The sequence below is a fragment of the Amycolatopsis viridis genome (assembly GCF_011758765.1).
GTDB lineage: Bacteria > Actinomycetota > Actinomycetes > Mycobacteriales > Pseudonocardiaceae > Amycolatopsis_E > Amycolatopsis_E viridis.
Window position 1 is genome coordinate 1,901,389 of sequence record NZ_JAANOU010000001.1, and the last position, 19,413, is coordinate 1,920,801.

Annotated in this window: 17 protein-coding genes; 12 read left to right on the top strand and 5 right to left on the bottom strand. The window is 73.1% G+C overall.

Going from position 1 to position 19,413, the window contains the following annotated elements:
- Positions 1 to 15 precede the first annotated feature (15 nt).
- The 4 genes from FHX46_RS09400 to FHX46_RS09415 all read left to right on the top strand — a co-directional run bounded on the left by FHX46_RS09400 (position 16) and on the right by FHX46_RS09415 (position 4,988).
- The gene (locus FHX46_RS09400) at positions 16 to 1,023 is read left to right on the top strand and encodes a bile acid:sodium symporter family protein (protein ID WP_167112483.1); all 1,008 of its coding nucleotides are present in this window, start codon (positions 16 to 18) and stop codon (positions 1,021 to 1,023) included.
- Positions 1,024 to 1,082: 59 nt separating this feature from the next.
- Entirely contained in the window at positions 1,083 to 1,967 is an 885-nt protein-coding gene (locus tag FHX46_RS09405) for a methylenetetrahydrofolate reductase (protein ID WP_167112485.1), read from the top strand.
- Between the two features lie 31 nt (positions 1,968 to 1,998).
- Positions 1,999 to 3,660: a DUF885 domain-containing protein gene (locus FHX46_RS09410; RefSeq protein ID WP_167112487.1), complete on the top strand. Its 1,662-nt coding sequence runs from the start codon at positions 1,999 to 2,001 to the stop codon at positions 3,658 to 3,660.
- 434 nt (positions 3,661 to 4,094) lie between these two features.
- Positions 4,095 to 4,988, top strand: coding sequence for a DMT family transporter (locus FHX46_RS09415; RefSeq protein WP_167112489.1), 894 nt, complete (start codon positions 4,095 to 4,097; stop codon positions 4,986 to 4,988).
- On the opposite strand, the gene FHX46_RS09420 is transcribed toward FHX46_RS09415, so the two are convergent.
- Together FHX46_RS09420 and FHX46_RS09425 are read right to left on the bottom strand one after the other, a co-directional pair.
- The gene (locus FHX46_RS09420; RefSeq protein WP_167112491.1) at positions 4,973 to 5,542 is read right to left on the bottom strand and encodes a GNAT family N-acetyltransferase; all 570 of its coding nucleotides are present in this window, start codon (positions 5,540 to 5,542) and stop codon (positions 4,973 to 4,975) included. The two genes, FHX46_RS09415 and FHX46_RS09420, sit on opposite strands and share 16 nt — an antisense overlap.
- Entirely contained in the window at positions 5,539 to 6,039 is a 501-nt protein-coding gene (locus FHX46_RS09425; protein WP_167112493.1) for a YbaK/EbsC family protein, read from the bottom strand. The genes FHX46_RS09420 and FHX46_RS09425 overlap by 4 nt, the downstream gene beginning before the upstream one ends.
- Before the next feature lie 449 nt (positions 6,040 to 6,488).
- On the opposite strand from FHX46_RS09425, the gene FHX46_RS09430 reads away from it, so the two are divergent.
- The 4 genes from FHX46_RS09430 (at position 6,489) to FHX46_RS09445 (ending at position 9,737) form a co-directional block, all read left to right on the top strand.
- Complete coding sequence (locus tag FHX46_RS09430; RefSeq protein WP_167112495.1) at positions 6,489 to 6,998, top strand: SAV_6107 family HEPN domain-containing protein; 510 nt, start codon at positions 6,489 to 6,491, stop codon at positions 6,996 to 6,998.
- A complete protein-coding gene (locus tag FHX46_RS09435) occupies positions 6,998 to 7,762 on the top strand; it encodes a maleylpyruvate isomerase N-terminal domain-containing protein (protein WP_167112497.1) in 765 nt (254 codons plus the stop codon). The genes FHX46_RS09430 and FHX46_RS09435 overlap by 1 nt, the downstream gene beginning before the upstream one ends.
- A gap of 42 nt (positions 7,763 to 7,804) precedes the next feature.
- Positions 7,805 to 8,533, top strand: a complete 729-nt coding sequence (locus FHX46_RS09440) for a VOC family protein (RefSeq protein ID WP_167112499.1) — start codon at positions 7,805 to 7,807, stop codon at positions 8,531 to 8,533.
- A 139-nt stretch (positions 8,534 to 8,672) separates the two neighbouring features.
- Positions 8,673 to 9,737 (top strand): GNAT family N-acetyltransferase, encoded by a 1,065-nt coding sequence (locus tag FHX46_RS09445; RefSeq protein WP_208401021.1) that lies wholly within the window; start codon positions 8,673 to 8,675, stop codon positions 9,735 to 9,737.
- A gap of 195 nt (positions 9,738 to 9,932) precedes the next feature.
- On the opposite strand, the gene def is transcribed toward FHX46_RS09445, so the two are convergent.
- Positions 9,933 to 10,433: a peptide deformylase gene (gene def, locus FHX46_RS09450; protein ID WP_167112503.1), complete on the bottom strand. Its 501-nt coding sequence runs from the start codon at positions 10,431 to 10,433 to the stop codon at positions 9,933 to 9,935.
- 80 nt (positions 10,434 to 10,513) lie between these two features.
- Positions 10,514 to 15,145, bottom strand: coding sequence for an ATP-dependent helicase (locus tag FHX46_RS09455; RefSeq protein WP_167112505.1), 4,632 nt, complete (start codon positions 15,143 to 15,145; stop codon positions 10,514 to 10,516).
- Between the two features lie 109 nt (positions 15,146 to 15,254).
- Here FHX46_RS09455 and FHX46_RS09460 point away from each other — a divergent pair, with 109 nt between their 5' ends.
- Complete coding sequence (locus FHX46_RS09460) at positions 15,255 to 17,090, top strand: Hsp70 family protein (RefSeq protein WP_167112506.1); 1,836 nt, start codon at positions 15,255 to 15,257, stop codon at positions 17,088 to 17,090.
- Here the strand turns inward: FHX46_RS09460 and FHX46_RS28785 are convergent, their stop codons facing one another.
- A complete protein-coding gene (locus FHX46_RS28785; protein WP_279588894.1) occupies positions 17,091 to 17,216 on the bottom strand; it encodes a hypothetical protein in 126 nt (41 codons plus the stop codon).
- 42 nt (positions 17,217 to 17,258) lie between these two features.
- Here FHX46_RS28785 and FHX46_RS09465 point away from each other — a divergent pair, with 42 nt between their 5' ends.
- The 3 genes from FHX46_RS09465 (at position 17,259) to FHX46_RS09475 (ending at position 19,240) form a co-directional block, all read left to right on the top strand.
- Complete coding sequence (locus FHX46_RS09465) at positions 17,259 to 17,453, top strand: DUF3046 domain-containing protein (RefSeq protein WP_167106380.1); 195 nt, start codon at positions 17,259 to 17,261, stop codon at positions 17,451 to 17,453.
- Between the two features lie 206 nt (positions 17,454 to 17,659).
- The gene (recA, locus tag FHX46_RS09470; RefSeq protein ID WP_017983956.1) at positions 17,660 to 18,700 is read left to right on the top strand and encodes a recombinase RecA; all 1,041 of its coding nucleotides are present in this window, start codon (positions 17,660 to 17,662) and stop codon (positions 18,698 to 18,700) included.
- 3 nt (positions 18,701 to 18,703) lie between these two features.
- Positions 18,704 to 19,240 (top strand): regulatory protein RecX, encoded by a 537-nt coding sequence (locus FHX46_RS09475; RefSeq protein ID WP_167112508.1) that lies wholly within the window; start codon positions 18,704 to 18,706, stop codon positions 19,238 to 19,240.
- Positions 19,241 to 19,413: the final 173 nt, after the last annotated feature.

The window sequence follows — 19,413 nt, forward strand, 5'->3', positions numbered from 1 at the left end:
GCGGACCATGGAACCGTGATGAGTCCCGCCGCGCTCCTGGCCAAGCTCCGGATCGATCCGTTCATCCTCGGCATCCTCGCCGCGGTCGGGATCGCCTGCCTGGTTCCGGCGCGCGGACAGGGCGCGGAGGTCGCGTCCTGGGTCACCTCGATCGGCGTCGGGCTGTTGTTCTTCCTCTACGGCGCGCGCCTGTCCACCGCCGAGGCCGTCGCCGGATTCCGGCACTGGCGGCTGCACCTGGTGATCCTGGCCACCACGTTCGTTCTGTTCCCGCTGCTCGGCCTGGCCACCAAACTCCTCGTGCCGGCCGTGCTGACCCCCGCGCTCGCCGCCGGGATCGTCTTCCTGTGCACGCTGCCCTCGACCGTGAACTCCTCGATCGCGTTCACCTCGATCGCCAAGGGCAACGTGGCCGCCGCGATCTGCGCCGCCTCGTTCTCCAGCCTGCTGGGTATCGTCCTCACCCCGCTGCTGGCCGCGCTGCTGCTGGAGAGCTCCGGCCACGGCTTCTCCCTCGACGCCGTCACCTCGATCGTGCTGCAGCTGCTCGTGCCGTTCGTCGCCGGGCAGATCGCGCGGCGCTGGATCGGGGGGTTCATCGCCCGGCACAAGAAGGTCCTCGGCCGCGCCGACCGCACGGTGATCCTGCTCGTGGTCTACGCCGCCTTCAGCGAGGGCGTCGTCGCCGGCATCTGGCACCAGCTGACCCCGGTCGCGCTCGGCGGCCTGGTGGTCGTGAACCTCGCGCTGTTCTACACCGTGTTCTGGATCCTCAAGCTGCTCACGCCGAAGCTCGGCTTCGACCGCGCGGACCGCATCGCGATCATCTTCGCCGGGTCGAAGAAGAGCCTGGCCAGCGGCCTGCCGATGGCCGCGGTCCTGTTCCCGGCGCAGACGGTCGGCCTGATCGTGCTGCCGTTGATGCTGTTCCACCAGGCCCAGCTCATGATCTGTGCGGTGCTCGCGCGGCGGTGGGGGGCGCAGGCCGAGGCGGGGCAACCGGCCGTCGCTGGGTCCGGTTAACCGTTCCCAGGACGCGGACCACATTTCCCACTCTGCGGACACCGGTTACGATGGCCGGCATGACGTCGGTGATCGAGCGCCTCCGCGGGGACTCCCCGGCGTTCTCCATTGAGTTCTTCCCGCCGCGCGACCCGGCCGACGAGGCCGTGCTGTGGCGGTCGGTCCGCGAGCTGGAACCGCTGGATCCCGCCTATATGTCGATCACCTACGGTGCGGGCGGCTCCAGCCGGGACGGCACCATCCGCAGCATCGCGCGGGTGGCGACCGAGACCACGCTGGTACCGATGGCGCACCTGACCGCGGTGGACCACACCGTCGCCGAGCTGCGCAACGTCATCGGCTGGTACGCGGCCGTCGGGGTCCGCAACATCCTCGCGCTGCGTGGCGACCCGCCGGGCGACCCGTACGGCGACTGGGTGCCGCATCCGCAGGGCCTCTGCTACGCCGAGGAACTGGTGTCGCTGGTGCGGTCGCTGGGCGATTTCTGCGTCGGCGTGTCCGCGTTCCCGTACGGGCACCCGCGCTCGCCGGACCTGGACACCGACACGAAGTACCTGGTGCGCAAGTTCCGGGCGGGCGCCGACTTCGGCATCGCCCAGCTGTTCTTCGAGGCCGAGGACTTCCTGCGGCTGCGGGACCGGGTCGCCGCCGCGGGCTGCGACGCGTTGCTCATCCCCGGCGTGATGCCGCTGACCACGCCGCGCACCCTGCACACCACCATCCGCCTGTCCGGTGCGCCCGCGCCGCGGCGACTGCTCGACCGGCTCGAGCCGCTGGCCGGCGACCCGAAGGCGTTCCGCGCCGAGGGGCTGGACGTGGTCACCGAGCTGTGCGAGCGGCTCATCGCCGAGGGCGTGCCGGATCTGCACTTCTACACGTTCAACCGCGCCAAGGCCACGCGCGAGGTGGTCCGCCGGCTCGGTCTGGTGCCCGCGCGCGCGTAATGCGGTTGCCACATTCGGTAGGTTTGCGTGCATGGGTGTGCACCAGATCTGTGACCGGTTCGTCGAGGACTTCGCCGCCGCGCACCCGGTCGCGGCGACCGAGCTGGGCATCCCCGGCTACGACGACCAGCTGACCGACTACTCGCCGGAAGGTCACGCCGCCCGCGCCGCCCTGGCACGACGGGCACTGGCCGCGGTCTCGGCTGCGGAACCGGCCGACCCCGGGGAGCGCGCCGCGAAGGCGGTCTTCACCGAGCGGGTCGGGCTGGACGTGGAGATCCACGAGGCCGGCCTGGACCTCGCATCGCTCAACGTCATCGCCAGCCCGGTGCAGGAGCTGCGCATGGTGTTCGACCTCATGCCCGCGGACACGCCCGAGCAGTGGTCGGTGATCGCGCGGCGCCTGGCGAAGGTGCCGCAGGCGGTGGACGGCATCCGCGCCTCCCTGCTCGCCGCCGTCGAGGCGGGCAACCCGCCCGCTCTGCGCCAGGTCACCAAGGTGGCCGAGCAGGCCGAGACGTGGGCCGGGCTGTCCGGGGAAACCGGGTTCTTCGCCAACCTCGTCTCCGGGGCGCCGGAGGGCGCCGTGCGCGCCGACCTCGACCGCGGGGCCCGCGCCGCCCAGGAGGCGTACGCCGAGCTGGCCGGGTTCCTCCGCGCCGAGCTCGCGCCGAAGGCCCGCGTGAAGGACGCGGTCGGCGAGGACGCCTACCGCTTGTGGTCGCGGTACTTCATCGGTGCGCGGCTCGACCCGCGCGAGTCCTACGAATGGGGCTGGGCCGAGTTCCTGCGGCTGGAAGCCGAGATGAAGGCCGTCGCCGGACGCATCGCCCCGGGCGGCACGCTCGCCGACGCCGCCGCCGTGCTGGACGCGAACCCGCGCTACCAGGTACAGGGCCGTGACGCCTTCGCGCGGTGGATGCAGGAGCTGTCCGACACCGCGCTCGCCGAGCTGCGCGGCAAGCACTTCGACATCCCGGACCCGCTGATGGCGCTGGAGTGCCGGATCGCCCCGCCGGGCGGGGGCGCCGGCGCCTACTACACCGGCCCCAGCGAGGATTTCACCCGTCCCGGCCGGATGTGGTGGTCGCTGCCGCCCGGCCGCGACGAGTTCACCACCTGGCGTGAGGTCAGCACCGTTTACCACGAGGGCGTGCCCGGGCACCACCTGCAGATCGCGACCGCCGTGCACGAGCGGTCGCTGAACCGGTTCCAGCGGCTGATGGCCTTCACCTCCGGCCACGGCGAGGGCTGGGCTCTCTACGCCGAGCGGTTGATGCAGGACCTCGGGTACCTCGCGGACGACGGCGATCTGCTCGGCATGCTCTCCGAGCAGCTGTTCCGCGCCGCGCGGGTGATCGTCGACTTCGGGATGCACCTCGAGCTGGAGATCCCGGCGGGCACCGGGTTCCACGAGGGCGAGCGCTGGACGCCCGAGCTGGGCCTGGAATTCATGCTCACCCGCACGATCACCGACGAACCGCTGGTGCGCGACGAGATCAACCGCTACCTCGGATGGCCCGGGCAGGCTCCGGCGTACAAGCTGGGGGAGCGGCTGTGGATCGAGGCACGCGAGGACGCCCGCAAGCGCCAGGGTGACCGCTTCGACCTGAAGGACTTCCACACGAAGGCACTCCGCCTCGGCGGCATGGGCCTGGACACGCTGCGCGAGCAGCTGGCCGAACTGGACTGACACCGCCCACGAGGAAGGACAGCGCGATGCACCGGGTCTTCCTGGTCACCCCGCCGCCGCCGGCCTAGCGGGGCGACCCACACCGCACACCCGCCGCCGGGGCAGGCACACGGCCGCTTCCGGCGACGGACGCCCGCCCCCCGGCGGCCCGCCTCCACGGCGGCACTCCCAGCCCGCCACCGCCACCCCCGGCCCGGTGTTGGCCGTTGCGGTCGGCGTGTTTGCCGTTCCGGTTGGCGTGTTTGCTGCTCCGGTTGGCGTGTTTGCCGCTCCGGCTGGCGCGCTGCCCATCCGGCGCCGCGCTCGCTCGGGCAGCACGGCGGCACGAGCCTGGCGGCGGTAGTGCGGTAGCAACTCCCATCGCGCCGTTCCCGGCGCACGCGTCGCCCCGCGTCGACGGTCATCATCCGTTTCCGATGCTGGAGCGACTTGTCATGTCTGTTTCCCTCGACGCGCCCGCGCGTACCCGATCGACTCTCACGCTTCTGCTCGCCGGTCTCCTGTGGGGCACCGGCGGCCTGTCCGGGTCGCTGCTCGCCGCCCGCGCCGGGCTGCACCCGATTTCCGTTGCCACGTACCGGTTGCTGGTCGGCGGTGCGGTGGTCGTGCTGTTCCTCGCGCTGACCGGTGGCCTCCGCGGAACGGTCTGGACCAGGGCGGTCGTCCGCCGGATCGCGGTCGCCGGCGGGCTGCTCGGCTCGTTCCAGGCGACCTACTTCGCCGCGGTCGGCCTGTCCTCGGTCGGCACCGCGACCATGGTGACCATCGGCAGTGTGCCGGTGTTCGTCACGGTCGCCCTGGCGATCCGGTCGCGCCACCTGCCGCGGCCGGCGACCCTGCTGTCGGTCGCCCTCGCGCTGGCCGGACTGGTGCTCCTGTCCGCCGGTCCCGGCCACTCCGGCTGGCGGCTGGCCGCCGGCGTTGCGTTCGCCCTGCTCGCGGGGGCCGGGTTCGCCACGCTGACGTTGGTCCTGCGCCGCCCGGTCGTGGGCCTGGACCACCAGCGCACCACGGCGTTCGGCTTGCTGGCCGGTGGCGTCCTGCTCCTGCCGGCGGCGCTGGTCCTCGGCATGGCGCTGCCGTTGCGGATCGACGTCCTCGCCGTCGCGCTCTACTTCGGCGTCGTGCCGACCGGGCTGGGCTACGCGGCCTACTTCCGGGTCCTCGGCGCCGCGTATCCGGTCGTCGCGGCGCTCGCGACCCTGCTGGAACCGCTGACCGCCGCGATCCTGTCCGCGGTTGTGCTGCACGAGGACCTCGGCGTCCAGGGCTGGTGCGGCGCCGCGCTGCTGGCCACCGGCCTGCTGGTGGGCTACCTGCGGTCCTGAGGCTCCAGGGGCAGGGTGCGGCCGAGGATGGCGAACGGGCGTGGATCGCCGGCGAAGTGGTAGTTGCGCAGCGCGTCGGCGAACCCCAGGCGCCGGTACAGCTTCCACGCCCGGCTCGGCCCTTCCGGCGTCGACAGCAGGACGTGCCGGTTGGGCACCCCGTCGAGCAGGCGCCGCAACAGGTCCTCGCCGATCCCGCGGGCCTGGCTCGCCGGGCGGACGTGGATTTCGGTCAGTTCGAAGTAGTCGGACAGCCACCGCTGCGCGAGCTCCTCGCCGCCGGACGACGCCAGCCCGCGCCGCACCTGCTCGTGCCACCACTGGCCGGGCGCGCCCTGGTAGCCGTAGGCGAGGCCGAGCATCGTGCCCTCGGCGTCCAGTGCGGCGACGCAGCGCCAGCCGTCGCGCAACGCGTGCGTCAGCCACATCGGGGCGCGTTGCTCGGCCGTGCCGGGCGGGTAGCGCATCGCTTCGACGTAGATGTCCAGAGCTTCCCGCAGGCGGGTGCGGAAGTCGTCCGCGGACAGCCGGGCGTAGGACAGGGACGTGGTCATGACGCCACGTCCGCGGGCTGCCCGCCGGTGACGGCGACCAGGTCGTCGAAGGTGGTCGGGAACACCGACTTGGCGTGCCCGGCCGCTGCCCACACCGTGCCGTAGTCCCGCAACGCGGTGTCGACGAGCGTGCGGACCGGGGCCGGGTGCCCGAACGGGGCGACGCCCCCGATGACCTGACCGGTGTGCTCCCGCACGAACGCCGGATCGGCCTTCTCGACCGATTCCGCGCCGATCAGGGCGGCGAGCGTGCCGGTGTCGGCCCGGTGGGCACCGGAGGTCAGCGACAGCAGCGGTTCGATCCGGTCGGCGAACACCGCGCGGAAGACGAGGCTGTTGGCGATCGCGCCCACCTCGACGCCGAGGGCCTCGGCGGCCTGCGCCGCGGTGCGCACCTCGGCCGGCAGGATGCGGATGCCGGCAGCGGCGTCGTGCCTGCCCGCCTCGGCGAGCGCGGCAGCGACCTTGGCCACCGCCGGATGGTCCAGGCTGCTCATACCGATATGAGATCACGTGCCACGACGGCCTGCGACGCGTGTCCCCGGTGTGCTGCCGGGGACGCCCGGAAGCAGGTCTTCACACGGTGCCTCCCGAAGCCGTTTTCGTTGCACGCCAACGAGATTTCCCGCGGGGTGGGTCCGGTGGGGTCGTGACACCGGGCAGGTGGGCGGACGGCGGACCGGCCCGGCGTGACGTGGTGCAGGTCGCCGAGGGGCCGGAACGGGTTCCCGGCACGTTTCGTTCCGACCTGATCGGGTGATCACGTGCGGCACACCACGTCATTCGAGGACTTGAACGAACACGTGTTCGAAGCTACTCTGGAACTCGATCGAACAAGAGTTCGACATCCGGTGAGCGCTCGCCGGTCAGGTCGCCCGGTGCTGGGACGGGGGAAGCGTTTCGGCACCGGGCGCCGCCATCGCACGTTGTCCGCAAGGGAGGGGCAATGTCCATTGCCGTCGCATCCCGCGCCGCGCAGAGGCAGCCGGCGCTGCCACTACCGGTCCGTCCGCCGGCGGCACCCGCCGCCACGGCCCTGCTCGCCGACGCCCGGCGCGGCATCGGCGAAGCCCGCCACGCCGCCCAGCCCGCGCCGAAGTTCATCGCGGCGTACCTGGCCGCACTCCGCGCGGGCGCCGCGGTGCTCGCCGCGCGCGGCCGGCCCCACCGGGGCCGCGCACGTCCGGCCAGTGTCTGGGTGCTCCTCGAGACGGCCGCGCCCGAGCTGAGCGACTGGACGGCGTACTTCGCCGCGCACTCGGCGGCCCGTGCCGCGGCGCAGGCGGGCAACACCCGCCGGATCACCGCCGAGCGCGCCGACGAGCTGCTCCGCCAGGCGTCGCGGTTCGTCGAGCTGGCGCGGGGTCTGGTGCACGGGCGGACGTCCGCGCCGCAGCCGGGCCGGGTGCGGCAGTGCGGCACGCCACCGGCCTTGGGAAAGGCGTCCCGGCGGTAATGGGCGGGCAAGCACTCGTCGACCACGGCCGCCTGCTCGACGCGCTCGGCGTCGAGGTCGAGCTGCTTCTCGACACGGCCCGTGAATCTCCGGGGGACACCCCGGTGCCGACCACGCCCGGCCTCACCATCGGTGAGGTGGTCCGGCACCTCGGCGGCGTCTACCGCGTCGCCACCGGCTGGATGACCGGCGGCACGCGGCCGGCCCAATGGCAGGACGGCCCGGCGCCCGGCCAGACCGGGGAGGAGTACCTGCGGGACGGGCTGGCCGCGCTGTACCGCGAGCTCACCGCGCACGACCCGGGCGAGTACGCCGCCGGCTGGTGGCCCGCGGACCGCACCTACGGGTTCTGGTGCCGCCGGATGGCGCACGAGACGACCGTGCACCGCATCGACGTGCAGAACGCGGCGGACGCGATCGTGGCCGAGATCGACGACGAGATCGCCCTCGACGGGGTGGACGAGATCCTCGCGCTGTGGTTCGGGCAACGGCTGCCGATGCTCGGCCTGTCCGGCACCTTCGCCGGAACGGTCGCGATCCGCACCGGCGGCCACAACTGGATCGCCCGCGCGGGGCCCGGCGAGACGACCGCCTGGCGCTGCTCCGGCGCCGAGGCCGAACGCGCGGACGGTATCGTCACCGGCTCACCGGCCGCGGTCTACCAGTGGTTGTGGGGGCGCCTGGGACACGCAGCGGTGGCCTGGGAAGGCGATGACGATCCGATCGGGCAGTTCTGGGCGCTGCTGCGCCTGGCCACGAGGTGAAATCCGGGACGTGGGGAAGCGTTGCCGGATATCGTCGCGGGCATGGCGACGCGCGTGGACAGCCTGGTGATCGACGGGAACCGCCCCGGCGAGCTCGCGCGGTTCTGGGCGGAATTGCTGGGCTGGACGATCACCTACGTCCAGGACGACGAGGTCGGGGTCGGCGCGCCGGGTGACGACGGCCTCGACCTCGTCTTCGGGACGGTGCCGGAGGTGAAGGACCCGGCGGTGAAGAACCGGGTGCACCTCGACCTGGCCAGCACCTCGCCGGAAGACCAGGCGGCCACCGTGGACCGGGCCCTGGCCCTGGGTGCGCGCAAGCACGACATCGGGCAGGGCGCCGTCCCGTGGGAGGTGCTGGTGGACCCGGAGGGCAACGAGTTCTGCGTGCTCGAGCCCCGCCCCGGCTACACCACCACCGAAGCCCTCGCCGCGGTCGTGATCGACTCCCGGGACCCACTCGCGCAGGCATCGTTCTGGGCCGAGGCAACCGGATGGCGGATCGCGAACCAGGAGCCGGGGATCGTCGGGTTGCGCGCGCCAACCGGACGCGGGCCGTGGCTGGAGTTCCTGCGCGTCGGCGAGCCCAAGACCGGCAAGAACCGGCTGCACCTCGACGTGGCGCCGTTCGCGGACGGCGACACCGCTGACGAGGCCGGCCGGCTGTGCGGACTCGGCGCCCGGCGCCTCGACATCGGGCAGGGCGCGGTGCCGTGGGAGGTGCTGGCCGACCCGGAGGGCAACGAGTTCTGCGTGCTCTCGCCGCGCTGAGTGTTTCCGGCCGGTTGCCCACTGCGGGCGCGCCCTGACACGGCCGAAACACCGGTGTCCACGACCGGCAACATGCGGTGGCGACCATGACGTGATGGAGAGTCGAACGGGAACAACACGAACCCCGCCGCGGCCGGTGATGCCCGATCCGGGTGCGGTGTCGCCGGTCGTCTGGCGGGTGCGGATCCGGATGGACGACGATCCCGGCACGCTCGCCCGCGTCGCCGTGCGGCTGGCCGGCCTGGGGTGCAACATCCTGGGATTGGCCGTCCTGCCGGTACCGGGCGGTGTGCTGGACGAGTTGGTGGTCCGGCCCGCGTCCGGGCTCAGCAGGGAGCGGCTGGTCGAGGCGATCCAGGCCGAGGGGTGCGAGTGCGCGTGCCGCACCGATGCCGACGTCCGCGAGCTGGTGGATGGCCCGGCCGCGACGCTCACCGCGGCCGGGCGGGCGGTCGACGACCCGGCGCGGCAGGCCGAGGTGCTGTGCGAGGTGCTCGCCGCGGACCTCGTCACGGCCGTGCCGCTCGCCGAGGCGAACCCGGCGCGCGTCGAGGGCGGACATCGGGTGGTGTTCGCCGTGGACGGGCGGACCGCACTGGTGGCGCGGCGGCGGTGGGCGCCGTTCGTGCAGCTGGAGGTGGCGCGCGCGGAGGCGCTGCTGCGCCTGCTGGACCGCGCGCGGCGCGCCGTGACCAGCCCGCTGGCCGTCACGTGTGCCGACGGTGCGGCGATCGTGCTGCGCGAGGGCAGGCCGGCGGACGCGGAAGCGGTCTCCGCGCTGCACGGCCGGTGCTCGATGACCACACTCTTCGAGCGGTACCACACCGGGATGCGCACCGTGCCGCGCCGCTGGCTGCACCGGCTGCTGATGCCGCCGCGCGGCCTGAGCCTGCTCGCGGTCTGCGGGCGCGACGTGATCGGGGTCGGGCAGCTGATCCCGGGCCCGGGGGAGATCGCCGAGGTGTCGCTGCTCGTCGAGGACATCTGGCAGCGCAACGGCGTGGGGACGGCGCTGCTGAAGCGTCTGGCGGAGATCGCCGGCGCCCGCGGGTGCCGCCGCCTGGTGGCGATGTCCCTGCCCGGGCGCGACGCGATCCACCGGACCGCGTGGCGCGCCGGGCTGGCGCCGGAACCGCCGGAGGAGGAGGGGCTGCTGCGCATTGACCTCCGTCCGGCCGGACCGCATCTACTGAGCGACCTGTAGTGCGGGACGATCTGGGCGGCAGTGTCAGCCCGCGGGTGCGGTCGAGGGGACGTGCCGCGTGGTTGCCGGAGCCCGGAGCGCGGCCGGCGCGCACGACCTACTTCCGCACCGGGTCCGCCCGCCCGATCACTGCGCTGGGCGAGGCGTAACCCGGCCGGCCACGGGGCCGGGCGGGGCCGGGCGGGGCCGGGGTGGTCACCGGCTCCAGAACCAGTCCTTGTCCCGGGCCTGTTTGAGTGCCTCCCGCTTGCGGTCCTTGTCGAGCCGGTCCAGGTAGAGCGTGCCGTCGAGGTGGTCGACCTCGTGCTGCAGGCACTGCGCCAGCACGCCCTTGCCCTCGACGGTGACCGGCTCGTTGCGCAGGTCGACGCCGCGCACCACCGCGCGGGTGGCGCGCCGCGTGGGGAACCACAGCTCCGGCACCGACAGGCAGCCCTCGTTGATCTCGTGCGTCTCGTCGGACAGCTCCACGATCTCGGGGTTGATCACGTACCCGAACAGGTTGTCCACCTCGTAGCTGAACACCCGCAGGCTCACACCGATCTGCGGCGCCGCCAGCCCCGCGCGTCCGTCCGGCCGCACAGTGTCCAGCAGGTCGGTCACCAGCTGCTCGAGCCCCTTGTCGAACCGCGTCACGGGGTCGCAGACCGTCTTGAGCACCGGGTCGCCGAAGTACCGCAGCTCCCGTAACGCCATCAGGTCGTCCTCTCACTCGTTCAGGTCACGAAAAGTAAATCGTGTTCGCCGCGAGTGAGCCAACGCAGGGTGACGTGATCTCACGCTCGTAGTCGCAGTCCCTTCGGCGTCGCCCGGAAACCGGCGTCCCGCAGGACGTCGGCCAGCGCGGACGTCAGCGCCTGCTCGCCGTCGGCGCGCTGGACCGCCAGCTGTCCCAGCCAGCCTTCCCGGACGGCGCGGGACAGGGCGTGTGCGGCTGCCTTCAGCACCGGCTCGTCCTCGGTGAACGACAGCAGCGACCGGCCACCGCGCTCGACGTACAGCGCCGGCACCCCGTCGACCAGCACCACCAGGGCACCGGCCTTGCGCGCGGGACGGTGCTTGGTGTCACCCGGCACCGCCGGCCACGCCAGCGCCGCGCCGTAGGGCTGCGCCGGATCCGTCGCCGCGAGCACAACCGCGTCGGCCACCGCGTCCGGTCGCCGCGTGCCGCCCTGATCGGACATGGCACGCAACCGGTCCACCGCCCCGCGCGCGGCGAACTGCGCGGCTCCCAGGCCCTCCACCACGTAGCCGCGGATCACCTGCCCCGAGTCCTCCATCGCGCGCAGCACCTTGTAGATCCCGGAGAACCCGCCGGTGACCCGCTCCGTCTCCAGCGCACCGCGCGTCAGCACGCCGTGCCGCTCCAGGAACGCCTCGGTGCGGGCGTGCGTGCGCCGAGTCGGGTCCGGCTCCCGCAGCGGCGTCAGCGCCCACCGCCCGGCCACCGTCGGCGGGCCGGTGCGCGAAGGCATCGCGGGACGGCCGGCCCGCATCCGCCCGTACCGGCTGCGCGGCGCCGCCTGCCGGGGTTTGTGCGCCGCGCCCTTGCCCGACACCAGCGCCCGCAGCGGCGCCAGCGTGTCGCCGGTGACCGTGCCCGTCCACACCAGGTCCCACAACGCGGCCACCACGTCAGCGTCGCCCGGGGCGCTGTCCACCAGCGGCGTCACCCGGTCGACCAGCTGGCGGAAGAACAACGCGCCACCGTCGAGCGCGCTCAGGACCGCCTCGTGCAGCGGGCCCGCCGGCACCTCCTCGCCGACCTCCGGCAGGAGCAGGTCGGCCACGTCCGCGGGCGCCAGCGACACCCATCCGTCACCACCGGCCAGCGCACCGGCGCCGCACCAGACCACCTCGCCCGCGGTCATCAGCTCGTCCATCAGCGCCGGGTAGTACCCGGGCAGGCGGCTTGGCAGGATCAGTGATTCCAGCGCGCTCGCCGGCAGCGGCGCGCCCGCGAGCTGCTCGACCACCGACAGCACGTCGTCGACGCTCGGCGCCGCCCGCATGCGCGCCCCGATCCCGTGCCAGGACGGCAGGAACCGGCCCAGCGCGGCGGGTTCCACCGGCTCGACCTCGGCTCGCAGGCGCGCCAGCGAGGCGCGCCGCAACCGACGCAGCACCGCCGCATCGCAGTACTCGGTGCCCGCGCCGTACGTGTCCGGATGCCCCACCGGGCGCAGCTCGCCGCGCACCAGCCGGCCCTCCGCGGTCAGCCGGTCGAGCACCCCGGTGACTACGGCGGGCCCGAGCCCGAACCGCTCCGCCGCTTGGTGCGCGGAGAACGGCCCGCGTGCGCGCGCGTACCGGGACAGCAGGTCCCCGAGCGGATCGGCCACCGGCTCGGTGAACGCCTCCGGGACCCCGATCGGCAGCGCCACCCCGAGTGCGTCCCGTACCCGGCCCGCGTCCTCGATGGACAGGTTGCGGTCCTCACCCGCGATGCGCACCCGGATCACCCGGCGCTGTCCGGCCAGCTCGTCGAGCCACTCCGGCCGGACGCCCCGCGCCGCGGCCTCGGCGTCGGAGAGATCGCCCAGGAACCGCAGTAGATCCGCGGTCTCCTCGGCGTTGCGCGCCTGCCGGTCGGGCTCCAGACGTTGCAGCGACCGCTCGACCTCGTCGACCACGTCGGCGTCGAGCAGCTCCCGGATCGCCTCGGTGCCGAGCAGCTCGGCCAGCAGGGTGGAGTCCAGCGACAGCGCCGCCGCCCGGCGTTCCGCGAGCGGCGCGTCCGTCTCGTAGAGGAACATGCCGACGTAGCCGAACATCAGGCTGCGTGCGAACGGCGACGGCGACGGCGTCTCCACCTCGGCGACCTTCACCCGCCGCGCCCGTACGTCGGCCATCAGCTCCCGCAGCCCGCCCACGTCGTAGACGTCCTGCAGGCACTCCCGCATCGCCTCCAGCACCACCGGGAAGCGCTCGTACTTCGCCGCCACCGCGAGCAGTTGCGAGGCCCGCTGGCGCTGCTGCCAGAGCGGGGTGCGCCGCCGCGGGTCGCGCCGGGGCAGCAGCAGCGACCGCGCCGCGCACTCCCGGAACCGCGCGGCGAACAGGGCCGAGCCGCCGACCTCCGCGACGATGATCTGCTCGACCTCCTCCGGATCGATCAGCACGTCGTCGGTGCCGATCGTCACCTCGGCGCCGTCGCTGTCCAGCGCCTCCGGCAGCCGCAGCACGATCCCGTCGTCGGAGTGCATCACCTGCGCGTCCACGCCGCGCTGCTCACGCAGCCGCGCCGCGATCGCCAGCGCCCACGGCGCGTTGACCTGCGCCCCGAACGGCGAGTGCAGCACCACCCGCCAGTCGCCCAGCTCGTCGCGGAACCGTTCGAGCAGGATCGTGCGGTCGTTGGGCACGTGCCGCGTCGCCGAGCGCTGCTCGGTCAGGTACGTCAGCAGGTTGTCGCAGGCCAGCTCGTCCAAACCGGCTTGCCGCGCCCGCGAACGGGCCTTCTCATCGTCCGAAGTAGACAGTTCGCGGACGAATGCGCCCAGCGCGCGGCCGAGTTCGAGCGGGCGGCCCGGTGCGTCGCCCTTCCAGAACGGCATCCGCGCCGGCTCACCCGGAGCCGGGACCACGATGACCCGGTCGTGCGTGATGTCCGTGATCCGCCACGACGACGTGCCGAGCAGGATCGTGTCGCCCACTCGCGACTCGTAGACCATCTCCTCGTCGAGCTCGCCGACCCGCGAGCCCGGGCTGCCGTCGCTGCCCGGCGTCATCACCGTGAACAACCCCCGGTCGGGGATCGTCCCGCCGGAGGTGACCGCGAGCCGCTGCGACCCCGGCCGCCCGCGCAGCTCACCCGCCACGCGGTCCCAGGTGATGCGCGGGCGCAGCTCACCGAACTCCTCGCTCGGGTACCGCCCGGCCAGCATGTCCAGCACCGCCAGCAACGCGTCGTCCGGCAGCGCGGTGAACGGCGCCGCCCGCCGGACCGTCGCCGCCAGCTCCTCGACCGACCACGGCTCCAGCGCCACCATCGACACGATGTGCTGCGCCAGCACGTCGAGCGGGTTGCGCGGGTAACGGATCGCCTCGATCGCACCGGCGGTCATGCGCTCCGACACCACCGCGCACGACACCAGATCGCCCCGGAACTTCGGGAACATCACCCCGGTGGACACCGCGCCGACGTGGTGCCCCGCCCGGCCGACTCGCTGCAGCCCGGACGCGACCGTCGGCGGCGCCTCGATCTGCACCACCAGATCCACCGCGCCCATGTCGATTCCCAGCTCCAGCGACGACGTGGCGACCACGCACGGCAGCAGGCCGGACTTCAGTTCCTCCTCGACCCGGGTCCGCTGCTCGCGCGACATGGAACCGTGGTGCGCCTTCGCCACCGTCGCCTCGGCGCCCGTGGTGAGCCCGGACTCGCCGATCGCCTCGGCGGGGAACCGCTGATCGGCCGCCAGCTCGGTCTGCTCCGCCGCCAGCTCGTTCAGGCGTGCCGTCATCCGCTCGGCCAGGCGGCGGGAGTTGGCGAACACGATGGTCGACCGGTGCTGCCGGATGAGCTCCAGGACGCGCTGCTCCACCGACGGCCAGATCGACGGCCGCCGGACCGCCGCGCCGGCGATCTCCTCCTGTGTGCCGATGCCACCCTCCGACGGCAGCAGCGCGTCCAGCCGCTCCAGCGGGCTCGGCGCCGGCGCGTCCAGGTTGGCCATGTCCTCGACCGGGACCTCGACCCGCACCTCGATCGTCTTCGCCGTCTCCGGCTGCACCACCCGCACCGGGCGGCCGCCGGTGAGGAACGAGCTCACCTCGTCGATCGGCCGGACCGTCGCGGACAGGCCGATCCGCTGCGCCGGCTTCGGCAGCAGCGCGTCGAGCCGTTCCAGCGACAACGCCAGGTGCGCGCCCCGCTTCCCGCCTGCCACCGCGTGCACCTCGTCCAGGATCACCGTCTCGACGCCGCGCAGGGACTCGCGGGCCGACGAGGTGAGGATCAGGAACAACGACTCCGGCGTGGTCACCAGGATGTCCGGCGGGGCCTTGAGGAACGCCCGCCGCTCGGCCGGCGAGGTGTCACCGGTGCGCATGCCGACCGTGATCTCCGGTGGCGTCCGCCCGAGACGGTGGCTGGCCTGCCGGATGCCGGCCAGCGGCGCCCGCAGGTTGCGCTGCACGTCGACCGCCAGCGCCTTCAGCGGCGACACGTAGAGGACCCGGCAGCGGCGCTGGGCGTCCGCGGCGGGCGGTTCGGCCGCGAGCCGGTCCAGGGCCCACAGGAACGCGGCGAGCGTCTTGCCCGACCCGGTGGGCGCCACCACCAGCGCGTGCTCGCCCGCCTGGGCCGCCCGCCACGCCCCCGCCTGCGCCTGCGTGGGCGCGGCGAAGGCACCCGCGAACCAGTCGCGGGTGGCGGGCGAGAAGAGCTCCAGCACGTCGGTCACGGATCCATCATGAACTCCGGGTACGACAATTTCCCGCGGGTGCCCCGTGCCGGTCCTGGCGAGCGTGGCAACATCAGTCCTCGCCTGGGTGATCGTGAGGGGAAGAGCTGTGCGCATCCTGTCGGTGGATCTCGGTACGTCCAACACCGTGGCAGTGCTGTCCGCGTACGGCAGGGCGCCCCGCGTGGTCGAGGTGGACGGGTCCGCCACCATGCCCTCGGCGGTGTTCGCCGAGGAGAACGGCACCCTCGTGGTCGGCCGCGACGCCGAGCGGCGCGCCCGCCTTGACCCCACCCGGTTCGAACCCAACCCCAAGCGCCGCGTCGACGAACAGACCCTGCTGCTCGGCCAGGACGTCGTCCCGGTCAACGAGGCGCTGGCCGCCGTGCTGCGCCGCGTGCTCGACGAAACCACCCGCCAGCTCGGCGGCGAGCTGCCCGACGAGGTCCGGTTGACCCACCCCGCCCAGTGGGGCCCCACCCGGCGCAACGTGCTGCTGTCGGCGGCCCGCCTGGCCGGCCTGAACGGTCCGCTGCTGCTCGTCCCCGAGCCGGTCGCGGCGGCCGCCCACTTCGCGTCCCTGCCCGGCCGCGTGCCCGCACCCGGCCAGGCGCTCGCGGTGTACGACCTCGGCGCGGGCACCTTCGACGTCGCGGTCGTCGGGGCCACCCAGAACGGCTACGTGGTGCTGGCCGAGGACGGCCTGCCCGACCTCGGCGGGCTCGACGTCGACCAGGCGCTGATGGTGCACGTCGGCCGCGAGGTCTCGCACGCCGACCCGCAGCGCTGGCAGCGGTTGCTCCGCCCGGAGTCCACCGCGGACCGGCGGGCCCGGCGCGCGCTGCAGGAGGACGTGAAGGCCGCCAAGGAGTCGCTGTCCCGGCTGCCGCAGACCGAGGTGCCGATGCCCGAGCCGTTCAGCGACGTCCTGGTCACCCGCGGCGAGCTGGAGGCACTGGTCCGCCCGGCGCTGCTGCGCAGCGTCGAGCTGCTCGGCCGGACGATCGCGGCGGCCGGTCTGTCCCCGGACCGGCTGTCCGGCATCTACCTGGTCGGCGGGTCCAGCCGGCTGCCGCTGGTCGGGTCGATGATCGCGGAGAAGCTCGGGGTGGTCGCCACCAGCCTGGACCAGCCGGAGACCGCGGTCGCGCTCGGCGCGCACCACGTGGCGCGCGACGGCATCAGCATGCGCACCCAGAACGTCGAGGGGCGGATGGCGTCCACCGGTGTCCCCACCGCGTTCCCGCCACCGGTCGCCACCGTGCCCGGCACCCCGCCGGGCGGCTACCCGTACCCGCCGGCGGGGTTCCCGCCGGGCGGGCCGTCGAACTTCCCGAGCCCCCCAGCCCGTCCCGCACCGCGCTCGAACCGGAAGAAGCTCGTCGCCGGCATCACCACGGTCGTCGTCCTGCTGCTCGTCGCCGGCGCCGCCTTCCTGTGGTGGCCGTCCGGCTCGCCGGCCGCCACCTTCAGTGCGACCGACTGCGACCCGCCCGGCGCGGTCGACGCGCAGGGCTTCACCGGCTGCCTGCGCCAGCTGGCCGGCACGATCGCCGACGGCAAGTGCGTGCCCGGCGCCGGCACCGGGGACATCGCCCCGCCCCAGAGCGCGAACATCGGCGTGCTGACCACCTGCTCGGCGCCCGCGCTGGCCGGGGCGCAGGTCACCTACCTGCACGGCGTCTCGCAGGCCAGGGTCAGGGAGTACACCGACCGGCTGCTCGGCGCCGTGGGCGGCAACCAGGTGCGGGCCGCGTGGAAGGGCAACGGCCTGGACGGCAGCTACTCGTCGGCGTCCGGGCGCACCGCCGCGGTGCTGGTGTTCACCGTCGCCGACCGCCCGCTGGCCGGCGTGATCTACCAGAAGGCGACTGGGGGGCAGGCCCCGCTGCCGGCGGGGGACCTGGCCACGTACTTCGAGAAGAACGTGCAGCCCGGCGAGTAGCTACTTCCGGTTGCGCATGTTCCACAGCGCGCGCAGGGCCACGACGATCGCGGCGATCAGGACGGCCGCCGAGGCGACGGCCATCGCCACCGGTCCCCAGGACGGCATCTCCTGCGCGGAGGTCATGCCCTCACGGTACCGGGCACGCGGGCCGTTACCCTGGGTTCGATGCGCATCACCGTGTTCCGCAGGCTGATGGCCGACGAGTTCGGCCCCGGCCGGGCGGAGATCCTGGCGAAGGACCACGTCTTCAGCGGCCTGGGCGGCCGGACCGTCGAGCAGGCACTGGCCGAGGGCACCCCGGCGAAGGAGATCTGGCGGGCGGTGTGCGCCGAGTTCGACGTGCCGCCGGAGCGCCGGTGAGCTCCGCCGGGAAAACCGGCGCTTCCGGGCGTGTCGCTCTTGCCTCGAACACGTGTTCGGCTATTGTGTTGTCCACATCGGGGTCAACGATCCACAGCCTCGTCTCGGCGCCCGGAATTGTCGGACCCCGCCCGTAGTCTCGGGCCCACAGCGAACAAACCCGAATACCAGCCCCACAGGCTCCGCAAACGACGAGGTGGATTTCCATGCCAGCAGCACCCGACAAGGACAAGGCGCTCGAACTCGCCCTGGCCCAGATCGACAAGCAGTACGGCAAGGGCTCGGTCATGCGGCTGGGCGAGGAGACCCGCCCGCCCATCGGCGTGATCCCGACCGGCGCCATCGCCCTCGACATCGCGCTGGGTATCGGTGGCCTGCCGCGCGGCCGGGTCATCGAGATCTACGGCCCGGAGTCCTCGGGTAAGACGACGGTCGCCCTGCACGCGGTCGCGAACGCCCAGAAGGCCGGCGGCATCGCGGCGTTCATCGACGCCGAGCACGCCCTCGACCCGGAGTATGCCAAGGCGCTCGGCGTCGACACCGACGCGCTGCTGGTGTCCCAGCCCGACACCGGTGAGCAGGCGCTGGAGATCGCGGACATGCTGATCCGCTCCGGCGCGCTCGACATCCTGGTCATCGACTCGGTCGCCGCGCTCGTGCCGCGCGCCGAGATCGAGGGCGAGATGGGTGACTCGCACGTGGGTCTGCAGGCCCGGCTGATGAGCCAGGCGCTGCGGAAGATCACCGGTGCGCTGTCCAACTCCGGCACCACCGCGATCTTCATCAACCAGCTGCGCGAGAAGGTCGGCGTCATGTTCGGCTCGCCGGAGACCACCACCGGTGGTAAGGCGCTGAAGTTCTACGCGTCGGTCCGGCTCGACGTGCGGCGTATCGAGACGCTCAAGGACAGCGGCGAGGCCGTCGGCAACCGCACCCGCGTCAAGGTCGTGAAGAACAAGGTCGCGCCGCCGTTCAAGCAGGCCGAGTTCGACATCCTCTACGGCGTCGGCGTGTCCCGCGAGGGTTCGCTGATCGACATGGGGGTCGACCAGGGCATTCTGCGCAAGTCCGGCGCCTGGTACACCTACGAGGGCGACCAGCTCGGCCAGGGCAAGGAGAACGCGCGGAAGTTCCTGCGGGACAACCCGGACATCGCCAACGAGATCGAGAAGCGGATCAAGGAGAAGCTGGGCATCGGCCCGCAGGTCGACGCCGAGGCGGCCGAGCCCGCCCCGGTCGACTTCTGATCGATGCCGAGGTTCGACCCGGCGGAGCTGTCCCGGGACGAGGCGTGGAAGAAGGCCAAGGAGGTCTGTTTCGACCTCCTGGCCGTCCGCGCCCGCACCAAGGACGAGCTTCGGCAGGCGTTGCGGCGCAAGGGTTTCGACGAGGAGATCCGCGAGCAGCTGCTCGGCAAGCTGGACGACGCCGGGCTGGTCGACGACGCCGCGTTCGCCGAGCAGTGGGTGCGTTCGCGCCACGCGTACCAGGGCCTGGCGCGCACCGCACTGGTCGCCGAGCTGAAACGCAAGGGCGTCGACGCGGAGGTGGCCGCGCAGGCGGCGGGGGAGATCGACCGCGAGTCCGAGGAGCAGCGGGCGCGTGAGCTGGTGCGCAAGCGCCTCCGCACGATGACTGCGCTGGACGAGCAGACCGCGACCCGTCGTCTGCTCGGTACGCTCGCGCGCAAGGGCTACCCGCAGGGCCTGGCGTACACCGTGGTGCGCGAGGAGCTCCGCAACGCCGGCGCCGACTCCACCCCGCTGGACGACGCTGCCCTGGACTGACGGTGGCGAGAGGTGCTGCGCCGCTGACCTGGCGTCTGCCGGCCGTGCGCGAAGCCTTTCAGCCGACCCGAAGTTGCTGGTTGCCGCCGTACTGTTTGCGGCGCACCGATCGGGACGGCCGCTGCCCGCCGAGCTCGCTCATCCTGACCACGTGAAGAAGCCCACCGCACCCG